General features: G+C 63.2%; 15 protein-coding genes. 13 read left to right on the top strand and 2 right to left on the bottom strand.

The window, feature by feature from the left end; translation table 11 throughout:
- The first annotated feature begins 29 nt into the window (after positions 1 to 29).
- Together glyS and CB0101_RS03230 are read left to right on the top strand one after the other, a co-directional pair.
- The gene (glyS, locus tag CB0101_RS03235; protein ID WP_010308195.1) at positions 30 to 2,195 is read left to right on the top strand and encodes a glycine--tRNA ligase subunit beta; all 2,166 of its coding nucleotides are present in this window, start codon (positions 30 to 32) and stop codon (positions 2,193 to 2,195) included.
- Between the two features lie 83 nt (positions 2,196 to 2,278).
- Positions 2,279 to 3,379, top strand: coding sequence for a fatty acid desaturase (locus tag CB0101_RS03230; RefSeq protein WP_029552938.1), 1,101 nt, complete (start codon positions 2,279 to 2,281; stop codon positions 3,377 to 3,379).
- Positions 3,380 to 3,485: 106 nt separating this feature from the next.
- On the opposite strand, the gene chlP is transcribed toward CB0101_RS03230, so the two are convergent.
- Complete coding sequence (chlP, locus tag CB0101_RS03225) at positions 3,486 to 4,868, bottom strand: geranylgeranyl reductase (protein ID WP_043717445.1); 1,383 nt, start codon at positions 4,866 to 4,868, stop codon at positions 3,486 to 3,488.
- Positions 4,869 to 4,990: 122 nt separating this feature from the next.
- Between chlP and CB0101_RS03220 the strand changes: the two genes are divergently transcribed.
- From CB0101_RS03220 to ccsB, 8 genes are all read left to right on the top strand, one after another.
- The gene (locus CB0101_RS03220; RefSeq protein WP_010308210.1) at positions 4,991 to 5,749 is read left to right on the top strand and encodes a D-alanyl-D-alanine carboxypeptidase family protein; all 759 of its coding nucleotides are present in this window, start codon (positions 4,991 to 4,993) and stop codon (positions 5,747 to 5,749) included.
- Positions 5,749 to 8,283 carry a U32 family peptidase gene (locus CB0101_RS03215; RefSeq protein ID WP_010308213.1) on the top strand — a complete coding sequence of 845 codons (2,535 nt, stop codon included), beginning with the start codon at positions 5,749 to 5,751 and terminating at the stop codon, positions 8,281 to 8,283. Before CB0101_RS03220 ends, CB0101_RS03215 begins: the two co-directional genes overlap by 1 nt.
- Positions 8,284 to 8,479: 196 nt before the next feature.
- Positions 8,480 to 10,288: a translational GTPase TypA gene (typA, locus tag CB0101_RS03210; protein WP_010308216.1), complete on the top strand. Its 1,809-nt coding sequence runs from the start codon at positions 8,480 to 8,482 to the stop codon at positions 10,286 to 10,288.
- 10 nt (positions 10,289 to 10,298) lie between these two features.
- On the top strand, positions 10,299 to 10,691 hold the full coding sequence (locus CB0101_RS03205) for a DUF309 domain-containing protein (protein WP_010308218.1): 393 nt from the start codon (positions 10,299 to 10,301) through the stop codon (positions 10,689 to 10,691).
- Between the two features lie 25 nt (positions 10,692 to 10,716).
- Positions 10,717 to 11,292, top strand: coding sequence for a hypothetical protein (locus CB0101_RS03200; RefSeq protein WP_246833816.1), 576 nt, complete (start codon positions 10,717 to 10,719; stop codon positions 11,290 to 11,292).
- Entirely contained in the window at positions 11,289 to 12,017 is a 729-nt protein-coding gene (gene lptB / locus CB0101_RS03195; RefSeq protein WP_010308224.1) for an LPS export ABC transporter ATP-binding protein, read from the top strand. The genes CB0101_RS03200 and lptB overlap by 4 nt, the downstream gene beginning before the upstream one ends.
- A 26-nt stretch (positions 12,018 to 12,043) precedes the next feature.
- The gene (locus CB0101_RS03190) at positions 12,044 to 13,210 is read left to right on the top strand and encodes an LptF/LptG family permease (protein WP_010308227.1); all 1,167 of its coding nucleotides are present in this window, start codon (positions 12,044 to 12,046) and stop codon (positions 13,208 to 13,210) included.
- A gap of 54 nt (positions 13,211 to 13,264) precedes the next feature.
- A complete protein-coding gene (ccsB, locus tag CB0101_RS03185) occupies positions 13,265 to 14,185 on the top strand; it encodes a c-type cytochrome biogenesis protein CcsB (protein WP_010308229.1) in 921 nt (306 codons plus the stop codon).
- A 258-nt stretch (positions 14,186 to 14,443) separates the two neighbouring features.
- Here the strand turns inward: ccsB and rpe are convergent, their stop codons facing one another.
- Positions 14,444 to 15,127, bottom strand: a complete 684-nt coding sequence (gene rpe, locus CB0101_RS03180) for a ribulose-phosphate 3-epimerase (RefSeq protein ID WP_010308233.1) — start codon at positions 15,125 to 15,127, stop codon at positions 14,444 to 14,446.
- A gap of 232 nt (positions 15,128 to 15,359) precedes the next feature.
- Here rpe and glpX point away from each other — a divergent pair, with 232 nt between their 5' ends.
- From glpX to CB0101_RS03165, 3 genes are all read left to right on the top strand, one after another.
- The gene (glpX, locus tag CB0101_RS03175; RefSeq protein WP_010308236.1) at positions 15,360 to 16,364 is read left to right on the top strand and encodes a class II fructose-bisphosphatase; all 1,005 of its coding nucleotides are present in this window, start codon (positions 15,360 to 15,362) and stop codon (positions 16,362 to 16,364) included.
- A gap of 101 nt (positions 16,365 to 16,465) precedes the next feature.
- The gene (locus CB0101_RS03170) at positions 16,466 to 17,770 is read left to right on the top strand and encodes a glutamyl-tRNA reductase (RefSeq protein ID WP_010308240.1); all 1,305 of its coding nucleotides are present in this window, start codon (positions 16,466 to 16,468) and stop codon (positions 17,768 to 17,770) included.
- Between the two features lie 143 nt (positions 17,771 to 17,913).
- Complete coding sequence (locus CB0101_RS03165) at positions 17,914 to 19,209, top strand: glucose-1-phosphate adenylyltransferase (RefSeq protein WP_010308242.1); 1,296 nt, start codon at positions 17,914 to 17,916, stop codon at positions 19,207 to 19,209.
- Positions 19,210 to 19,278: the final 69 nt, after the last annotated feature.

Genomic DNA, 19,278 nt, shown 5'->3' with positions numbered 1-19,278 from the left:
CAGTGGGCGGCTGTTGTGGCCTGAACCTCGTGTCGACCTTTCTGCTGGAGATCGGGACCGAGGAACTGCCCGCCGATTTTGCCCGTCTCGCGTTGCCCCAGCTCGAGCAGATGGTGCGCCGTGACCTGAGCGAAGCCCGGTTGGGCCACGGTGCCATTCGCTGCACCAGTACGCCACGCCGCATCGCGCTGCAAGTGCACGACTTGCAATCCGCCGCACCTGATCTCGAGGAAGAGCGCAAAGGCCCGCCTGCCGCGCAGGCTTTCAAAGACGGCGTACCTACACCTGCCGCTGAAGGCTTTGCCAAGCGCTGCGGTATCGCCGCCGAGGCTCTCGAGGTTCGTGAAACCCCTAAAGGCCCTTTTGTGTTCGCCACCGTGCTCGAGCGGGGTCGCCCGGCACCTGAGCTGCTCAGCAGCTGGATCCCCCAATGGATCAGCAGCCTCCAGGGGCGCCGCTTCATGCGCTGGGGCTCCGGTGAGAGCCGCTTTTCCCGGCCGGTGCGTTGGCTGGTGGCGTTGCTGGATCGTGAGGTGGTGCCGGTTCGACTCGAGGGCAGTGACCCTGAGGTGGTGAGCGGCAACAGCAGCCGTAGCCACCGCCTCCACGGTGGTGCTGTCGCCATCAACAGTGCCTCCGCTTACGACGAGGCCTTGGCCGCAGCGGGCGTGCAGGTGGATCGCAGCCAACGGGCCGCCTGGATTCGCGACACGGTGGCCAAGGCCGCCGAATCACTCGAAGCCACCGCGGATCTGCCTAACGATCTGTTCGAGGAGCTCACCGATCTGGTGGAAGCGCCGCTGCTGATCGAAGGGAGCGTGGATGAGCACTACCTCGCCTTGCCGGCTGAGGTCCTGAGCACGGTGATGCGCGCGCACCAGCGCTATGTGCCGCTCTATCGCCGCGGTGCTGACCAGGATCCCCTGGCTCTCGATGCCCGCACCAGCCTGTTGCCGCGTTTTCTCTGCATCGGCAATGGCCTGCCTGAAGCCCTCGACACCGTGCGCCGCGGTAATGAACGGGTGCTCAAAGCCCGGCTGGCGGACGCCGAATTCTTTGTGAATGCCGATCGCGCCGTGCCGAGCATCGATCGGCGCGATCAGTTAGCCCGCGTGACCTTCGCCGCTGGCTTGGGCTCACTGCTGGATCGCGTCGAGCGGCTGGAGTGGATCACCGATGTTCTGCTCGAGCAGCTGGCGTTGCCTGAGGCCACGGCAGCCCACGCCCGTCATGCCGCTCACCTGTGCAAGCACGATCTCGTGAGCCAGATGGTGGGTGAATTCCCCGAGCTCCAGGGTGTGATGGGTGGCAAATACTTGTTGGCCGAAGGCGAGCCGCGCGAGGTAGCTCTCGCTGTTTTGGAGCACTACCTCCCCCGCGGTGCTGGCGATGATCTGCCCGCCTCGGATGCCGGTGCCGTGGTGGCGTTAGCTGAACGCCTTGAGCTTCTGCTGAGCATCTATGCCAAAGGCGAGCGCCCCAGCGGCTCTTCCGACCCCTATGCGCTGCGCCGCGCCGGCAACGGTGTGCTGCAGATCCTCTGGGCTAAAGGCTGGCGCCTGGATCTGCTGCAGCTCCTGCAGCGGGCCTGCGCTCACTGGGCTGTTCTGCTGCCTGACTTCAAGGTGGAAGCAGGTGCCTTGGCGGCTGATCTGGGCGATCTGCTGCGGCAGCGTGTTCAGAGCCTGCTGGAAGAGGTGGGTACGGATGCGGATCTGGTGCAGGCGGTCGCCGGCGACAGCGTGCCCCTCGAGCGGCTGCTCCGGGATCCCGCCGACGCTCGCGAGCGGGCAGATCTGTTGATGCAACTGCGGGCCAGCGGCGACCTGGCTGCTGTTCAGGCTGTGGTGACGCGTGCCGCGCGTTTGGCTGAGAAGGGCGACCTGTCCGCCACTGTGCTTTCTGCAGCCGGCGTTGTGAACGCAGCCCTGTTTGAGAAGAGCAGTGAAGCGGGCATGCTTCAGGTGATTGATCAGCTCGAGCCGGTGGCGACGGCCACTGGTGCTGATCGCTACAGCCAACTGGCTCAGGGCCTCATTGCAGGCACCGCTGCTCTGGCCGCCTTCTTTGATGGCGACCAGAGCGTGATGGTGATGGCCGACGATCCGGCGATTCGCACCAACCGCCTGAATCTCCTCGGTGTGCTGCGTAATCAGGCGTCGGTGCTGGCTGATTTCAGCCGCATCAGCGGCTGACGCGGCATCGGCGGATGCTGGCCACTAGGGTGTGGGTTGAGCAGGTGATTTGGCGCACCTGGTGATCAGGGCCAACATCCATCTTGCAAGCATCTCAGGTCAGGAAGCGCACCGACTTTTCGCTAGCGCCCTTTCGCCGTTCGGACAACCGTCTCGCGGTTTGGCAACTCCTCAGCACGCTGCTGCCAACGGCATTGCTGTGGGTATGTGTGCCTTGGGTCGTGCAGCCGCTGAGGCTCCAAAGCCTGCTCATCGTTCCGGTGCTGGCCTTGCTTGTGCTGTTTTCAGCGCGGTCCTTTTCGTTGATGCATGACTGCGGGCACGAGTCTTTATTCCACGGCAAGGCAGTTAACCGAGCTGTTGGTTTCCTGCTTGGTGTTGTCAATGCCATTCCGCAACATCCATGGTCGCGGGGTCATGCCTTTCATCATCTTCATAACGGCAATTGGGAACGCTACCGAGGCCCTTCTTCCTTGCTCACTGTTGAGCAATACCAACGGCTAACACCGCAGCAGAAGCAACGCTACGGATGGTCTCGTCATCCCTTCATGTTATTTCCGGGTGGTTTCTTTTATCTCGTTCTACGTCCACGCCTGCAGCTGTTGCTTGGCTTGGCTGAATGGGCTTCGGCTATGGCTGCCGCAATGCGCCGAGATGGCCCCAGTGCGCTCTTCGCTTTGGGTCGTCTCACCTTGGCGTTTGAGTCAAGCCACTGGTATACGAGCGGGGAATTCGTTGATTTGGCAGCAAACAATGCCTGCGTACTTGCTAGTTGGTGGTTGATGAGCCATTGGCTAGGGATTGGGTTGTTTTGGAGTTGCTACGCGATTGTGATGACTTGCTCCGCTGCAATTTTTATTTGCATCTTCTTTGTGCAGCACAATTTCCCAGGTTCGTATGCGCACCGCACGAATGACTGGAGCTATTTCAAGGGGGCTACCGAGGGAAGCAGTAACTTAATCCTTCCGCCCGTTCTCCACTGGTTTTCGGCTGATATCGCCTTCCACAGTATTCACCACCTTTGTGAGCGAATCCCGAATTACCGCTTGCGGGCATGTCATGAGGCCAATCAGCATCTGCTTGGTGATTGCACCTATCTGCGTCTGCAGGATTTGCCGAGATGTTTTAGTCTGATTCTCTGGGACAGCAACAAGCAGCAGCTTGTCTCGATGACTGAGGCTTAGGCATTTATCAGTCTTTTTCGCGCTGTATCAAGTCCCGTAGGTGCAATTTCAATAAAAAGCCGCCCCTCGCGGGACGGCTCTTGTGAATGAATCGCTTAGGCCTTCATCAGCCCTTGCCGGCCAAGACGGGTTCGCGCTCGTCGCTCGCTTCACCGGTTGCTTTCGCATCCTTGGCCTTGCCAACGCGAATGCCACCTTTGATGGTGCTCACGGCCAGCATGGCGTTCACTTCAGCTTCTTCACGCACGGCGCTCGGAACCGGCTTGTAGCCCTGAGGTGCCAGCGCATTGCCGCGCAGGACCGAGCCGAGGGTGAGCAGGGTGAGCTTGAGCTGCTGCCAGGGGTTCATCGCCACCACTCGCTTGTAGAGGTAGCTGTCGAAGGTGAGGCGCTGCACATCCTTGTCATCGCACATCTCCACGAAGGCTTCGCGGGCGGCGTCGTTGCGATAGAAGATGTTTTGCAGAATTTCAAGCACCTTGTAGGTGGCGCCGTACTGACGGTCCCACTTCTTCAGGTACTTCTTGAGGTCGGCCTCGCTGGGCACTTTTTTGCCGCCCTGGCTCGACTCCACGATCTGCTCGGCGCACATGCGACCGCTCTTCGCCGCGAAATAAATGCCTTCGCCGGAGCTCTTGGTCACATACCCCGCGGCATCGCCCACTAGGGCCATGCGGCCCACCACACGGCGCGGGCGCGGGTGCTCGGGGATCGGGTGGGCTTCCACCTTGATCACTTCACCGTTCACCAGGCGCTTCTTGGCGCGCTCGCGGATCCCTTCCTGCAGGCTCTTGATCAGGGCCTGGTTCTCCTGCATGGTGCCGGTACCCACGGCCACGTGGTCGTACTTGGGGAACACCCAGGCGTAGAAGTCGGGGGACACATCGGTGCCCACATACATCTCCGCCAGGCTCTCGTAGTACTTCATCTCCTCAGGCGGGAGCTTGATGCGCTCCTGGAAGGCGATGGCCACGTTGTAATCGCCGGCATCCATGGCTTTGGCCACGCGGCTGTTGGCGCCATCGGCGCCAATGATCAGATCCACCTCGAGGCTTTGGGTGGTGCCGGTGGCCTCGCCGTCGCTGTAATCGGAATAGGTGAGGGTGTAAGGACCCTGGCGGTTGGCACCGGTGTCGATCTTGGTGACCAGGCCGTTCACCAGGTGCGCACCCAACTCAGCGGCACGGTTGCGCAGGAACGCATCCATCACCTCACGCCGGCACATGCCGATGTATTCGTTGTCGTTCTCCAGATTGATGTCCACCTCACGGTTGGAGGGGGAAATCATCTTCATGTTGCGCACCTTCCGATCGATGATCGATTCGGGCAGGTCGAACTCAGCCACCATGCACAGCGGGATCGCCCCGCCACAGGGTTTGGCGTTATCCAGCTTGCGCTCGAAGATCCAGGTTTCGATGCCGGCCTTCGCCAGCACTTCAGCAGCACAGGAACCGCTCGGGCCGCCGCCCACCACCGCGACTCGCAACATCTTGAAACCCGCTCCGCCAGAAGGATGTTGGGTGGAAGCTAACACCGCTGAGCGGGCATCTGCTGGCGCTCCTGGGCCCCAGCCTTACCATCGGTCAACCCTGCTGCCATGGGAGTCGTCGCTTGCCCAGCGCCAGTCGGCAGTCCACAGCGCTGCGCAGCGCCAAGCGCCGCAGTACCGACGACATCCCCCTCGCACAGCGCACGATTTCGCCCGCGCTCCAGCGGCGCACCCCCTGGCGCGCAGCCCTCACCGCTGCCGGTGCTGCCTTGCTCGCTGCTGGAGCCCTGGCCGTGGTGTTTCCCCAACCCTTGCGGCGCTTGATCGCCCCGCCTCCGGTGCAAGGGTTGCCGGCACGGGTGGGATTGGATGGCCGGCTGCTCGGCCACTTTCCCTACAGCGAAGCTGCCGCAGGCGATCTGGTGGCGATTGCTCCCGGGGTGGAGCTTCATCGCGATGCCGCTGATGCCCTGGCTCGCTTGCTGGATGCCGCCGCGGCCGATGGCATTGATCTGCGGGTGCTGAGCGCCTATCGCTCCGTTGATCTGCAAAAGGAAATCTTTTTCGAGGTGAAGTCCGAGCGGAATCAGAGCGCCCTGGAGCGGGCTCAGGTGAGCGCCCCGCCTGGTTTTTCGGAACACAGCACCGGTTATGCCGTTGATTTGGGTGATGGCCGAGCGCCGGATACCAACCTCTCGGCTCGGTTTGAAAGCACTGCGGCCTTTGCCTGGCTGCAGGCCCATGCCAATCGTTATCACTTCACGCTCTCGTTCCCGGCTGGCAACGCCCAGGGCGTGAGTTACGAGCCCTGGCACTGGCGGTTTGAGGGCACAGCGGAGGCGTTGAAAACCTTCGAGGCCGCCCAGCGGCTCGGCCGTTAATGGCGCGCCTGCCTGAGCTACTCGCTCCCGCCGGTTGTTGGGAGTCGTTGAAGGCTGCCGTGGCCAATGGGGCCGATGCCGTTTATTTCGGCGTGGAGCAGTTCAACGCTCGTCTGCGTGCTGAAAACTTCCGCGTCGCCGATTTGCCGGAGGTGATGAATTGGCTGCACCGCCGCGGTGTGAAGGGATTCCTCACCGTGAACGTGTTGATCTTTCCCGCTGAACTGGAGCAGGCGGCCGAGCTGTTGCTGGCGGCGCAGGCGGCGCGGGTGGATGCCCTGATCGTGCAAGACGTCGGTCTGGCTTGGCTCGCTCAACAGATCACGCCTGAGCTGCCGATCCATGGCTCAACGCAAATGTCGATCACCAGTGCTGCCGGTGTGGCGATGGCGGCTGAGCTGGGCTGCACCCGTGTGGTGCTCGCCCGTGAGCTCAGCCTGCGCGATTTGCAACGCATCCAGCAGCAGCTCCAGCGCCGCGGACTGGCGATGCCGCTGGAGGTGTTTGTGCATGGGGCGCTCTGCGTGGCCTATTCGGGTCAGTGCCTCACTAGCGAGGCCCTCGGTCAGCGCAGCGCCAATCGCGGTGAATGTGCCCAGGCCTGCCGGCTTCCTTATCAATTGATCGTGGATGGCGAAGAGCGCGACCTCGGTGAGCAGCGCTATTTGATGTCACCGCAGGATCTGGCCGCCTGGGATCTGCTGCCTCAGCTCGCGGCCTGTGGCATCGCCAGCCTCAAGATCGAAGGACGACTCAAGGAATCCACCTACGTGGCGGCTGTCACCGATGCCTACCGCCAGGGCCTTGATCGCCTCGGGGCTGCGTCAACGGCAACGGAACCAGCAGCGGACACCAATGATCAGCTGCGCCGCCAGCTTGAGCTCAGTTTCTCCAGGGGCCTCAGCCACGGCTGGCTCGATGGGGTGAATCATCGTGAGCTGGTGCACGGCCGCTGGAGCAAAAAGCGAGGGCCGTGGCTGGGCCGTTTGCAGGCGGTGGAGCCTGATGGCCGCCTGCTGCTCCGCACCCGGCAGTCGCTCAAACCGGGCGATGGGGTGGTGTTGGAAGTGCCGAGCGCTGATCCCCTCCTGCCCCCCCGGGAAGTGGGTGGACGGTTGATGCAGGTCACGCCCCTGCCTCGCGGTCAGCTGGCGCTCAAGCTCGGCCCTGGCCGGGTGGATCTCCGTGGGTTGCAGCCGGGTAGTCCCTGCTGGCTCACGAGTGATCCTCAGCTGGAGCGCCAGCTGGAGCGCCTTGCAGCGGCTGACGTGCAGGAACAGCGCCATGGTCTGCACCTCAAGGTTTGGGGCCAGGCGGATCAACCCCTCACGCTGGAGGCGGCTTGCATTCCCGGTGTGCCGGGCGGTCCGTGGCGGGTGCTGTCGCAGCAGCCTCTGCAAGCGGCTCGCGGCGCCGGCCTCAACCCGGAACGCCTGGAGCAGCAGCTGGGCCGCTTGGGCGGAACCCCCTGGCAGTTGGCCTCGCTTGATGTCGACCTCAAAGGTGAGCTGTTTTTACCGGTGGCCCAGCTCAATGCGATGCGCCGTGCCCTCGTGGATGCGTTGGCCCAGGCCATGGCCGAGCGGGATGCAGCGCAGCCAAGCCGATCCCCGATTCCCGATGCCCAGGATCCGTTGCACCGGGTGATGGCCCAGGCCAGGGCTGGCGTGTCGCCTGCAGGCGCTGAAGCGGTTGAGCTGAGCGTGTTGGTGCGCAGCCTCGAGCAGCTCGAGGCCCTGCGCGACCAGCCGGTTCAACGCATGATCGTAGATCTCGAGCATCCCGCCCAATTGCGGGAGGCGGTGCGGAGCTACCGGGGCTGTTGGCCCGGCGGAATCTGGGCTGCGGGACCCCGCATCACAAGGCCTGACGAAGCCTGGACCCTGGAGCCGTTGCTGCGGGCGGAACCGGATGGCTTCCTGGTGCGCAATGCCGATCAGCTGGAGCGGCTGACGCCGGTGGCGCCCTGCGCGGGTGATTTTTCGTTGAATGTGGCCAACCCCCTCACGGCCCACTGGCTGCTTCAGCGATGGGGGCTGGAGTGGATCACCGCCAGCTACGACCTGGCCTTGGAGCAGCTGCTGGCGTTGGTGGAAGGAACCGCACCGGGCCGCGTGGAGATCACCCTGCACCAGCACATGCCGCTCTTTCATATGGAGCATTGCCTGTTCTGCGCCTTTCTCTCAGAGGGCCACGACCACACCGATTGCGGCCGGCCCTGTGAACAGCACACCGTGCTTCTGCGTGACCGCAGTGGTGCTGAGCATCCACTGCGCGCCGATCTCGGTTGCCGCAACACCCTCTTCAATGGCCGCGCCCAAACCGCAGCCGAAGCGATCCCGCAGTTTTTGGCGGCCGGGGTGCGGCGGCTACGACTGGAATTGCTCGATGATTCAGCTGCCGATACCCAGCGCCGGGTGGCGCTGTATCAGCAAGCCCTGGCCGGCGAGATCAGCGGCAAAACCGTTTGGCAACGGGAACAGCTCGATAGCCGCTTGGGCGTGACCCGTGGAACCCTGGCGGAGCGGCGCTAAGCAGGAGACTCAGGCGTCGGGCCCTGCGATAGATTTGCTTAACGCACCGTAGGGATTCTGCAGGCCACGCTGCAGGGGAGTCCAGAACCAATCGCTTTGCTTTAGGCCCGGCGATCGAGCTCAGGGGTTTCAGTCATCGTTCCCACGCCAACGCCTGCGGCGTGCGCCATTGAGATCACAACCAGCACCACCATTTATGAGCGGCGAGCATCCGGGAACACCGATCCGCAATATCGCAATCATTGCCCACGTTGACCACGGCAAAACCACCCTGGTGGATGCGCTGCTGGCTCAGTCGGGCATCTTCCGCGACAACGAGGCCGTCCCCACCTGCGTGATGGACTCCAACGATCTGGAGCGCGAGCGCGGCATCACCATCCTCTCCAAGAACACGGCGGTGGACTACGAGGGGATCCGGATCAACATCGTTGACACCCCCGGTCACGCCGACTTCGGCGGTGAGGTGGAGCGGGTGCTCGGCATGGTGGACGGCTGTCTGCTGATCGTGGACGCCAACGAGGGCCCGATGCCCCAGACCCGCTTCGTGCTGAAGAAGGCCCTAGAGAAGGGTCTGCGTCCGATCGTGTTCGTCAACAAGATCGACCGTGCCCGCGTCGATCCCGAGCAGGCCGTCGACAAGGTGCTCGATCTGTTCCTGGAGCTGGGCGCCGACGACGACCAGTGCGACTTCCCCTATCTGTTCGGCAGCGGCATGGGCGGTTACGCCAAGCCGGACATGAAGACCGACAGCGAGACCATGCGTCCGCTGTTTGACGCGATCCTGCGCCACGTTCCGCCGCCGGTGGGTGATCCCGAGAAGCCCCTGCAGCTGCAGGTGACCACCCTCGACTACAGCGATTTCCTTGGCCGGATCATGATCGGCCGCATCCACAACGGCACGATCCGCGCCAACCAGCCGGTGGCGCTGCTCCGCGACGACGGCAGCGTCAAGCGTGGCCGGATCAGCAAGCTGCTGGGCTTCCAGGGCCTGCAGCGGGTGGAGATCGAGGAGGCCCGAGCTGGCGACCTCGTGGCTGTGGCCGGCTTCGATGAAGTGAACATCGGCGAGACCATCGCCTGCCCGGATGAGCCCAAGGCTCTGCCGCTGATCAAGGTGGATGAGCCCACCCTGCAGATGACCTTCGTGGTCAACGATTCGCCCTTCGCCGGCAAAGAGGGCAAGTTCGTCACCAGCCGTCAGGTGCGCGACCGTCTGAACAAAGAGCTGCTCACCAACGTGGCGCTCCGCGTGGAAGACACCGATTCCCCCGACCGCTGGGCCGTGAGCGGCCGTGGTGAGCTGCACCTGGGCATCCTGATTGAAACGATGCGCCGTGAGGGCTACGAGTTCCAGGTGAGCCAGCCGCAGGTGATCTTCCGCACCATTGATGGCACCCCTTCGGAACCCTTCGAAACCCTGGTGCTGGATGTGCCCGAAGAAGCCGTGGGCGCCTGCATCGAGAAGCTCGGCATCCGCAAGGCTGAGATGCAGAACATGGAGAACACCAACGACGGCCGCACCCAGCTGGAGTTTGTGGTGCCCTCCCGCGGTCTGATCGGTTTCCGTGGCGAGTTCATCCGCGCCACCCGCGGTGAAGGGATCATGAGCCACTCCTTCCTCGATTACCGCCCGATGCAGGGCGAATTCGAGACCCGCCGCAACGGTGTGCTGATCGCCTTCGAAGAGGGCACTGCCACCTTCTATGCCCTGAAGAACGCCGAAGATCGCGGCCAGTTCTTCATTACCCCTGGCACCAAGGTGTACAAGGGCATGCTCGTGGGCGAGAACAACCGCCCTCAGGATCTCGAGATCAACGTCTGCAAAACCAAGCAGCTCACCAACATGCGCTCCGCCGGCGCTGAGGAACTCGACACCCTGCAGGCCCCGATGCAGATGACCCTCGAGCGGGCGCTCGAGTACATCGGCCCCGACGAGATGCTCGAGGTCACCCCCGAGTCGATCCGTCTGCGCAAACTGCCGGTGAAGAAGCCGGCCCGCCGTTGATCGGGCTCGTTTGAGCGACTCCCTCTCGGAAGAAGCCAGCCTGATGGTCGATCCCCGTTTCGGGGAGGCCGTCAGGCTTTTTAATGCCGGCGAGTGGTACGCCTGCCACGACGGCTTTGAGGAGCTCTGGCATGAAACCCAGGGCCCCTGCCGCAAGGTGCTGCAGGGGATCCTCCAGATCGCTGTGGCCCATCTGCATCTGGAACGGGGTAACCGGCGCGGAGCCACCGTGCTGTTGGGAGAAGGGTTGGGCCGTCTGCAGAACGCAGGGCCCGATCAACTGGGGCTGAACCTCGAACAGCTGCGGCAGCAGGCCCGGGCCCGTCTTCAGGCTCTGCAGCAGGATCAAGACCCCACGCCCCTGGCGATACCAAGGCTTGATGCCAATTGCGCAAATGCCTGATGGGCCGGGCGAACTGAGCGATACGATGACCGAAAGATCGCCAGAGGAGCGGGGTTTGGCCGCCGTGTGCAGCAGTCCCAGACACGCTTCCGCCCTGCTGGTTGCGCTGCTGTTGGGTACCGCAGGTGTGCCGCAGGTGGCAGCACAAACGCCTCCTGTTCAAGAAGCCTCCACGCCGGCGCTTGCGCCTGCCGCAGCGGAACCTGCCGCTGCTGCTTCACCTGCAGACGCGCAGCCCGCTCGGGTCAGCACCGGTTTGGTGACGATTGAATCGGATCAGCAGCGCGCCGATCAGCTCACCGGCGTGATCACGGCCACCGGCAATGTGCGCATCGTTTATCCCGACGAGCGCGTGGTGGCGACAGCCCGCCAGGCCCAGTACTTCAGCAAGGAAAACCGCGTGGTGCTGAGCGGGGATGTCGACATCGTTCAGGAGGGCGGCAACCTGATTCGGGCTGAGCGGGTTGTTTATCTGGTGGATGGTGAGCGGCTGATCGCGGTTCCCCCCAGCGGCCAACAGGTGTTTAGCCGGGTTCGCATTCAGCAGACTCCTCCACCCACTCCAGCAGCGCCCGCGGCCGCTCCGGCGACTCAGTCATGAGTTTGGTGTTGGATCACGTCGCCCTCACGATTGGAGGGCGGCCCCTGGTGAAGCAAGTGAGCCTCAACCTCAACCCTGGAGAGGTGGTGGGTTTGCTTGGACCGAACGGCGCCGGCAAAACCACCACGTTCAACTTGGTGACCGGCCTGCTGCGGCCCGATTCGGGAGCCGTGGTGATGGACGGGGAATCGGTTGCCGATCTGTCGATGCCCGAGCGGGCACGCCTGGGCATCGGCTATTTGCCCCAGGAAGCCAGCGTGTTTCGCAACCTCAGCGTGCGTGACAACCTGCTGCTGGCCCTGCAGGAAAGCGCCGCTCCACGTGGCCAGCGCAGCTTGCGGGTGGAGCAGTTGGTGGATGATTTCCATCTGCGCCCCTTCGTGGAGCGGCGTGGTTTTCAGTTGTCCGGCGGAGAACGGCGGCGCTGTGAGGTGGCCCGCGCCCTGGCGGTTGGCGAACAGGGCCCCCGCTATCTGTTACTTGATGAACCGTTTGCTGGGGTGGATCCCCTGGCTGTGGCGGATCTCCAGAGCCTGATTGCTCGCCTGCGCGATCGCGGCATGGGCATCCTGATCACCGATCACAACGTGCGCGAAACGTTGGCGATCACCGACCGCGCCTACATCCTTACGGAGGGGAGCATCCTCGCCAGTGGCCCATCCCGTGAGATGGCGAACGATCCGTTGGTGCGTCGTCACTACCTCGGGGAGGACTTTCGGCTGTGAGGACTCCGACGTTCCTGCGCCGCCCTGTGCAGCGCCTGCAGAGCCAATGGCAACGGGTGCCGCTGATGGATCGCTGGCTCTCTTCGGAGTTGCTGGGGCCTTTGCTGTTTGGCGTCGCCGCTTTCACCGCCGTTTCCCTTTCGGTGGGTGTGGTGTTCGAGCTGGTGCGCAAGGTGGCCGAAGCAGGCCTGCCGCCCTTGGTGGCGATGCAGGTGTTGGGGCTGCGCCTGCCCGGTTTCCTGGTGTTGTCGTTCCCCATGGCCACGCTGATGGCCACCTTGCTCGCCTTTAGCCGTCTCTCCAGTTCCAGCGAACTCACGGCCCTGCGCAGCATCGGGGTGCCCACGTGGCGGATGGTGGTGCCGGCGCTGGTGGTGGCAGCGCTGATGACCGTGCTCACCTTTGTGTTCAACGATGTGATCGTGCCCAGCGCCAACCTCGCTGCGGCCGACACCCTTGACGCCGCCTTGGGGCGCTCGGTGGCTGCAGAACGGGGCGACAACGTGGTGTATTCCCGCTATGCCCAGCTCACCAGCATCGATGAGAAGGGCCGTGAGCGCACCGGCAACGATCTGGCGCAGCTCTTCTATTCGCGGCGGTTCCGCGAAGGAAAGATGTACGAGGTCACGCTCCTGGACTTCACCAAGGCTGGTCACCAGCAGCTGCTGATCGCCAAAACGGGCATCTGGAACGATGCCCGCAGCATGTGGGAATTCCGTGCTGGCCGCATCGTGGATATTGACAGCGCCAATAACCGCACCACCTCGGCGGATTTCGATCGCTATTTCTATCCCTTCACCAAGGCGCCCCTTGATGTGGGCAAATTGCCCAGTGATGCCGCCCAGATGACGGTGGCTCAGGCCTGGCGGGCCGAGGCCCTGCTGGAGCAGGCCGGCGATCGCAAGGAAGCTCGGCGCCTGCGGGTGCGGATTCAGGAGAAGTTCGCCTTCCCTGCGATCTGCCTGGTCTTTGGCTTGATCGGCAGCAGCCTCGGGGTCCGCCCCAATGCCCGCACCAGCCGCAGCCAGGGCTTTGGCATCAGCGTGCTGCTGATTTTCGGCTACTACCTGATGTCATTCATTTTCAGTTCGCTGGGGATCAAAGGCACCCTTCTGCCTTTCTTCGCCGCCTGGATGCCTGTGTTCATCGGCCTGGGCGGTGGTCTTGTGTTGTTGAAACAAGCCAGTCGCTGACCCTGCTCTGCACGGCAGACTGGGCTCCACTCATTTGCATCGCTCCCCTTTTTCGTGACCGATCCGGTTTTGGCCCTTGGCCTCGGTGCCTTTGCCTTGCTGCTGCTGGCGCTTCCACTGGCCTTCTGGAGTGTGAGTGGCGGTGGCCAGGGCAGTCAGGCGGTGCGTTGGATGGTGGCGGCGGCCAACCTGGCCCTCACGGCCCAGCTGGTGCTGCGTTGGTGGCAGTCGGGGCATTTCCCGATCAGCAACCTCTACGAATCGCTCTGCTTCCTGGCCTGGGCCTGCACCCTCACCCAGCTGTTGGTGGAACGCAGCTATCCCTCGCCGATTGTGGCGGCTGCGGCCACGCCGATGGGCCTGGGGTGCGTCGCCTTCGCGAGCTTCGCACTACCGGATCAGCTGCAGCAGGCCGCTCCCCTGGTGCCCGCACTGCGCTCCAGCTGGTTGGTGATGCATGTGAGCGTGATCATGGTGAGCTACGCGGCGCTGCTGGTGGGCTCGCTGCTCTCGTTGGCGGTGCTGTTCACCGACCGCGGCCAGCAACTGGAGCTGCGCAGCAGTTCCATTGGTAGTGGTTCCTTCCGCCAGGCCAGCCTCGCCACCGAGGGTGGTGTGCCTGCTGGTCTTCAGCTCAGCAGCGCCACCATCTCCTTGAGCGAGCAGCTCGACAGCCTCAGCTACCGCACCATCACGGTGGGCTTCCTGCTCCTCTCGATTGGCATCGTGAGTGGGGCTGTTTGGGCCAATGAAGCCTGGGGGAGCTGGTGGAGCTGGGACCCCAAGGAAACCTGGGCTCTGATCTGTTGGCTGGTGTATGCCGCCTACCTTCACACCCGTTTGAGCCGCGGTTGGCAGGGGCGTCGCCCGGCGATGGTGGCGGTGGCAGGTCTGGTGGTGATCTGCGTTTGCTACATCGGCGTGAATCTGCTGGGCATCGGCCTGCACAGCTACGGCTGGTTCCTCAGCGCGTGAGTTGCCTGCTGCGTGCGCATCGTTGCCGTGTCCAGATGTTTTGCACGGTCTGCTCAAAGCTTGATTCCGTACAGGTTGTACAGATTCGGGCTTGTTCTCTTTCCCTTCTGCCTATGTCCTGTGAGCCGGAGCCCCGGCAGCGACAGGCAGTTCTCTAGCGCTCTTGTCGGTGCCCAAAAAAACGGGGCCTTCTGGCCCCGTGATTTTTCTGATTCGGCGGATGCCGCTGGCTGAGCGCAGCGCGTTAGCGAAGCTTGATCAGGCTGCTACGGCCACGGGGCGCTTGCTGTTGCGAATCCCGGTGATCGCATCGGCGTAGCTGGGCTGGTTGAACACGCCGGAGCCGCTCACGATGGCGTTGGCGCCAGCTTCGATCACCTTCCAGGCGTTTTCAGCTTTGATGCCGCCATCCACTTCGATCCAGGGATCAAGGCCCCGCTCATCGCACATGCGGCGCAGGTCGCGGATCTTCTGCACCTGGTTCTCGATGAAGCTCTGACCGCCGAAGCCGGGGTTCACGCTCATCACCAGCACCAGGTCACACAGCTCGAGGCAGTACTCGAGGGTGTCGATCGGGGTGCCGGGGTTCAGCACGGCGCCGGCCATCTTGCCCAGGTCTTTGATCTGAGCCAGGTTGCGGTGCAGATGGGTGCAGGCTTCCACTTGCACCGAAATGATGTCGGCGCCGGCCTTGGCGAAATCCGCCACGTATTTCTCGGGCTCCACGATCATCAGGTGCACATCCAGGGGCTTCTGGGTGACCGGACGCAGGGCCTCAACAATCAGGGGGCCGATGGTGATGTTGGGCACGAAGCGGCCGTCCATCACATCCACGTGAATCCAGTCGGCACCGGCCTGGTCCACAGCGCGCACATCGTCGCCGAGGCGGGAGAAGTCGGCCGAAAGAATCGACGGCGAGATCACCAGGGGTTTGGTGCTCATGGCAGCGCTGCTGGCAGGAAGAGGGCCGATTGTAGGAATGCACCTTCCAACACCCTTTTAAGGGTCGCCGGAACGGTTCGAAAGCGCCGTGGCAGCACTGATACAGTGAGCGGCGCTTCAAGCCTGAAAGGCCTTGGTGTTGCTGGCCGAACCGGCTGTTCACGCGGTTCCGGCGGTCACGATGCCAGGCACCTCCAGGTGTTGACCTCTCTTTCCCTTCGCTGCACCGCCTGTGGATCGCACCCTGATTCAAGAAATTCTCGAGGTTGTTGAGCAGGCAGGCATCGCTTCCGCCAAGCTCACCGGCATGGGCCTCAAGAACGAGGCTGACGCCGCCGCGGTGGAAGCCATGCGCGAGCGGATGTACAAGATCCAGATGCAGGGCCGCATCGTGATCGGTGAGGGCGAGCGCGATGAAGCGCCGATGCTCTACATCGGTGAAGAAGTGGGCAGCGGCACCGGCCCCGGCGTTGATTTCGCCGTGGATCCCTGCGAAGGCACCAACCTCTGCGCCAACAGCCAGCGCGGTTCGATGGCTGTGCTTGCGGCGTCCGACCGCGGCGGTCTGTTCAATGCGCCCGACTTCTACATGAAGAAGCTGGCCGCTCCCCCGGCTGCGAAGGGCAAGGTGGACATCCGCAAGTCGGCCACCGAGAACATCGAGATCCTCAGCCAGTGCCTCGGCATCCCCAAGGATGAGCTGGTGATCGTGGTGATGGACCGCGCCCGCCACAAGGATCTGATCAAGGAGATCCGCGCCACCGGCGCCCGCGTGCAGCCCATCTCTGATGGCGACGTGCAGGCCGCCATCGCCTGTGGTTTCGCAGGGACCGGCACCCACTGCCTGATGGGCATCGGCGCTGCTCCTGAAGGCGTGATCTCCGCCGCTGCCCTCCGCGCTCTGGGCGGTCACTTCCAGGGCCAGCTGGTGTATGACCCCGCCGTGGCTCAGACCTCCGAGTGGGAAGGTCTCACCAAGGAAGGCAACCTCGCCCGTCTGGCTGAGATGGGCATCAGCGATCCCGACCGCATCTATGAGGCCGACGAGCTGGCTTGCGGCGAAAACGTGGTGTTCGCGGCCACCGGCATTACCGACGGTCTGCTGTTTGACGGTGTGAAGTTCGAGAAGGACTGCACCCGCACCAGCTCCCTGGTGATCAGCACCCTGGACAACACCGCTCGTTTCACCACCACCGTGCACATCAAGGACGGCGCCCAGAGCATCGCTCTGCGCTGATCTGTCCCGCACAGGTTGGGGTGCTCTGAAACCTTCAGGGCACCCCGCCTTTGTGTTGGCACTCTGTTTCTGCCTTCCCTCGCACGCTTCGTTTCCGCTCCATGCACATCGCCGTCGTCGGCCTCAGTCACCGCACGGCCCCGGTGGAGATCCGGGAACGGCTCAGCATTGCCGAGCAGGCGATCGAGGATTCGCTGCAGCGTCTGCGCTCCAGCGACGACGTTCTAGAGGCCTCGATCCTCAGCACCTGCAACCGACTGGAGATCTACACGCTGCTGCGCCATCCCGAACAGGGCGTTTCGGCGGTTGGCAGCTTCTTAAGCGATCACTCGGGGCTAGAGCTCGATGAGCTCACCCCGCACCTGTTCACCTATCACCACGAAGAAGCCGTCGCCCACCTGATGCGGGTGGCCGCTGGACTGGACTCTCTGGTGCTGGGTGAGGGGCAGATCCTCTCCCAGGTGAAGAAGATGTATCGCCTGGGCCAGGAGCATCGCTCCATTGGGCCGATCCTCAATCGCCTGCTCAACCAGGCGGTGAGCACCGGCAAGCGGGTGCGCAGCGAAACCAACCTCGGTACCGGTGCTGTCTCGATCAGTTCGGCTGCTGTGGAACTGGCTCAGCTCAAGGTGGGCCAAGCCCGCGGCGTTGATGATCTGGTGCCCCTGGATCAAGAGCAGATCGCCGTGGTGGGTGCCGGCCGCATGGCACGGCTTCTGCTTCAGCACCTGCAGGCCAAGGGCGCCAAGGGCGTGGTGCTGCTGAATCGCACCGTTCAGCGCGCTGAAGCGATGGCCGCCGATTTCCCGGGGCTACCAGTGCAGTGCCGTCCCCTCGCTGATCTCGATCACTGCCTGAGCACTTGCTCGCTGGTGTTCACCAGCACCGGGGCCGATGAGCCGATCATCACCGTGGAGCGCCTCGAGAAGCTCAATCGCCGCTCTTCTCTGATGTTGGTGGACATTGGCGTTCCCCGCAACATCGCTGCTGGCGTTGGCGATCTGGGCGGCGTCGACTCCTATGACGTTGACGACCTGCAGGAAGTGGTGGCCCGCAACCAGGAAGCGCGCCGCGAGATTGCTGCAGAAGCCGAAGGGATGCTGCGCCAGGAGGGGCGCGATTTTCTCGATTGGTGGGATGGCCTGGAGGCCGTGCCGGTGGCCAACCGCCTGCGCACCCAGCTTGAGCTGATCCGTGAGCAGGAACTGCAGAAGGCCCTCAGCCGGATGGGTCCCGACCTGTCGGCCCGCGAGCGCAAGGTGGTGGAAGCGCTCACCAAGGGCATCATCAACAAGATCCTGCACACCCCGGTGACCAACCTGCGGGCACCCCAACCTCGTCCGCAGCGTCACCAGGCCATGAAGGTGCTCCAAGACCTGTTTGAGCTGCACGATAGCCAGGATTGAGCCCTGCTTCTGTGCTCCCGAAGACCTGCTGAGGCCGCGCTTGTGACGCGGCCTTTCCGTTTTCAGCCAATCTGCTCAGAAGGGTTCCGGTGAGGCCGTTGCTTCGCCTACCGTCTTGGCGCCCAAGGCACTAGGGATCAGGCATGAAGCGCGTTCTGGCGATCATTCTCGGCGGCGGAGCTGGCACGCGCCTCTATCCGCTCACCAAGATGCGCGCCAAGCCCGCCGTGCCGTTGGCGGGTAAATATCGCCTGATTGATATTCCGATCAGTAATTGCATCAACTCCGGCATCAACAAGATGTACGTGTTGACGCAGTTCAACAGCGCTTCGCTGAATCGTCACCTCACCCAGAGCTACAACCTCTCCTCCGGCTTTGGCCAGGGCTTCGTGGAGGTCCTTGCTGCTCAGCAGACCCCGGAGAGCCCCAGCTGGTTTGAGGGCACCGCCGATGCGGTTCGCAAATACCAGTGGCTGTTCCAGGAGTGGGACGTTGACCACTACTTGATCCTCTCCGGCGACCAGCTCTACCGGATGGACTACAGCACCTTCGTTGATCACCACATCGCCACAGGCGCTGACGTGAGCATTGGTGCATTGCCGGTGGACGCCGCCCAGGCCGAAGGCTTCGGGTTGATGCACACCAATGAGCACGGCCGCATCCGGGAATTCCGCGAAAAGCCCAAAGGTGAAGCGCTCAAGGAGATGTGGGTGGATACCTCCAAGCTCGGCCTCTCGGCTGATGAAGCGCTGAAGCGGCCTTACCTCGCCTCGATGGGCATCTATGTGTTCAGCCGCGAGACGCTGTTCGATCTCCTCGCGAAGAACCCCACCGCAACGGACTTCGGCAAGGAGATCATTCCTGAGGCCCTCAGCCGCGGCGACAACCTGCAGAGCTTCCTTTTCGATGACTACTGGGAGGACATCGGCACCATCGGTGCGTTCTACGAAGCCAACCTGGCGCTGACCGATCAGCCCAACCCGGCGTTCTCCTTCTACGACGAGCAGTTCCCGATCTACACCCGCCCTCGCTACTTGCCCCCGAGCAAGATGCTCGACGCGCAGGTGACCCAGTCGATCATCGGCGAGGGCTCGATGCTCAAGGCCTGCAGCATTCACCACTGCGTGCTCGGCGTGCGGACCCGGGTGGAAGACGAAGCCGTGCTTCAGGACACCCTGGTGATGGGCAGCGATTTCTTTGAATCCAGCGAAGAGCGAGCCGTGTTGCGTGAGCGCGGTGGAATCCCTCTGGGTGTGGGCCGGGGCACCACGGTGAAGCGCGCGATCCTCGACAAGAACGTGCGCATCGGCCGCGATGTGACGATCGTGAACAAGGACCGGGTGGAAGAAGCCGATCGCCCCGAGCTCGGCTTCTACATCCGCAACGGCATCGTGGTGGTGGTAAAGAACGCCACCATCGCCGACGGCACGGTGATCTAGACGCACGTTGCCAGTTGGCAACGATGGGGCTGCACCGAGCGTGCAGCCTCGCCACACTTGTGACAACTA

This window comes from Synechococcus sp. CB0101 (genome assembly GCF_000179235.2).
GTDB lineage: Bacteria > Cyanobacteriota > Cyanobacteriia > PCC-6307 > Cyanobiaceae > Vulcanococcus.
This window is presented reverse-complemented; position numbering and strand designations above follow the sequence as displayed.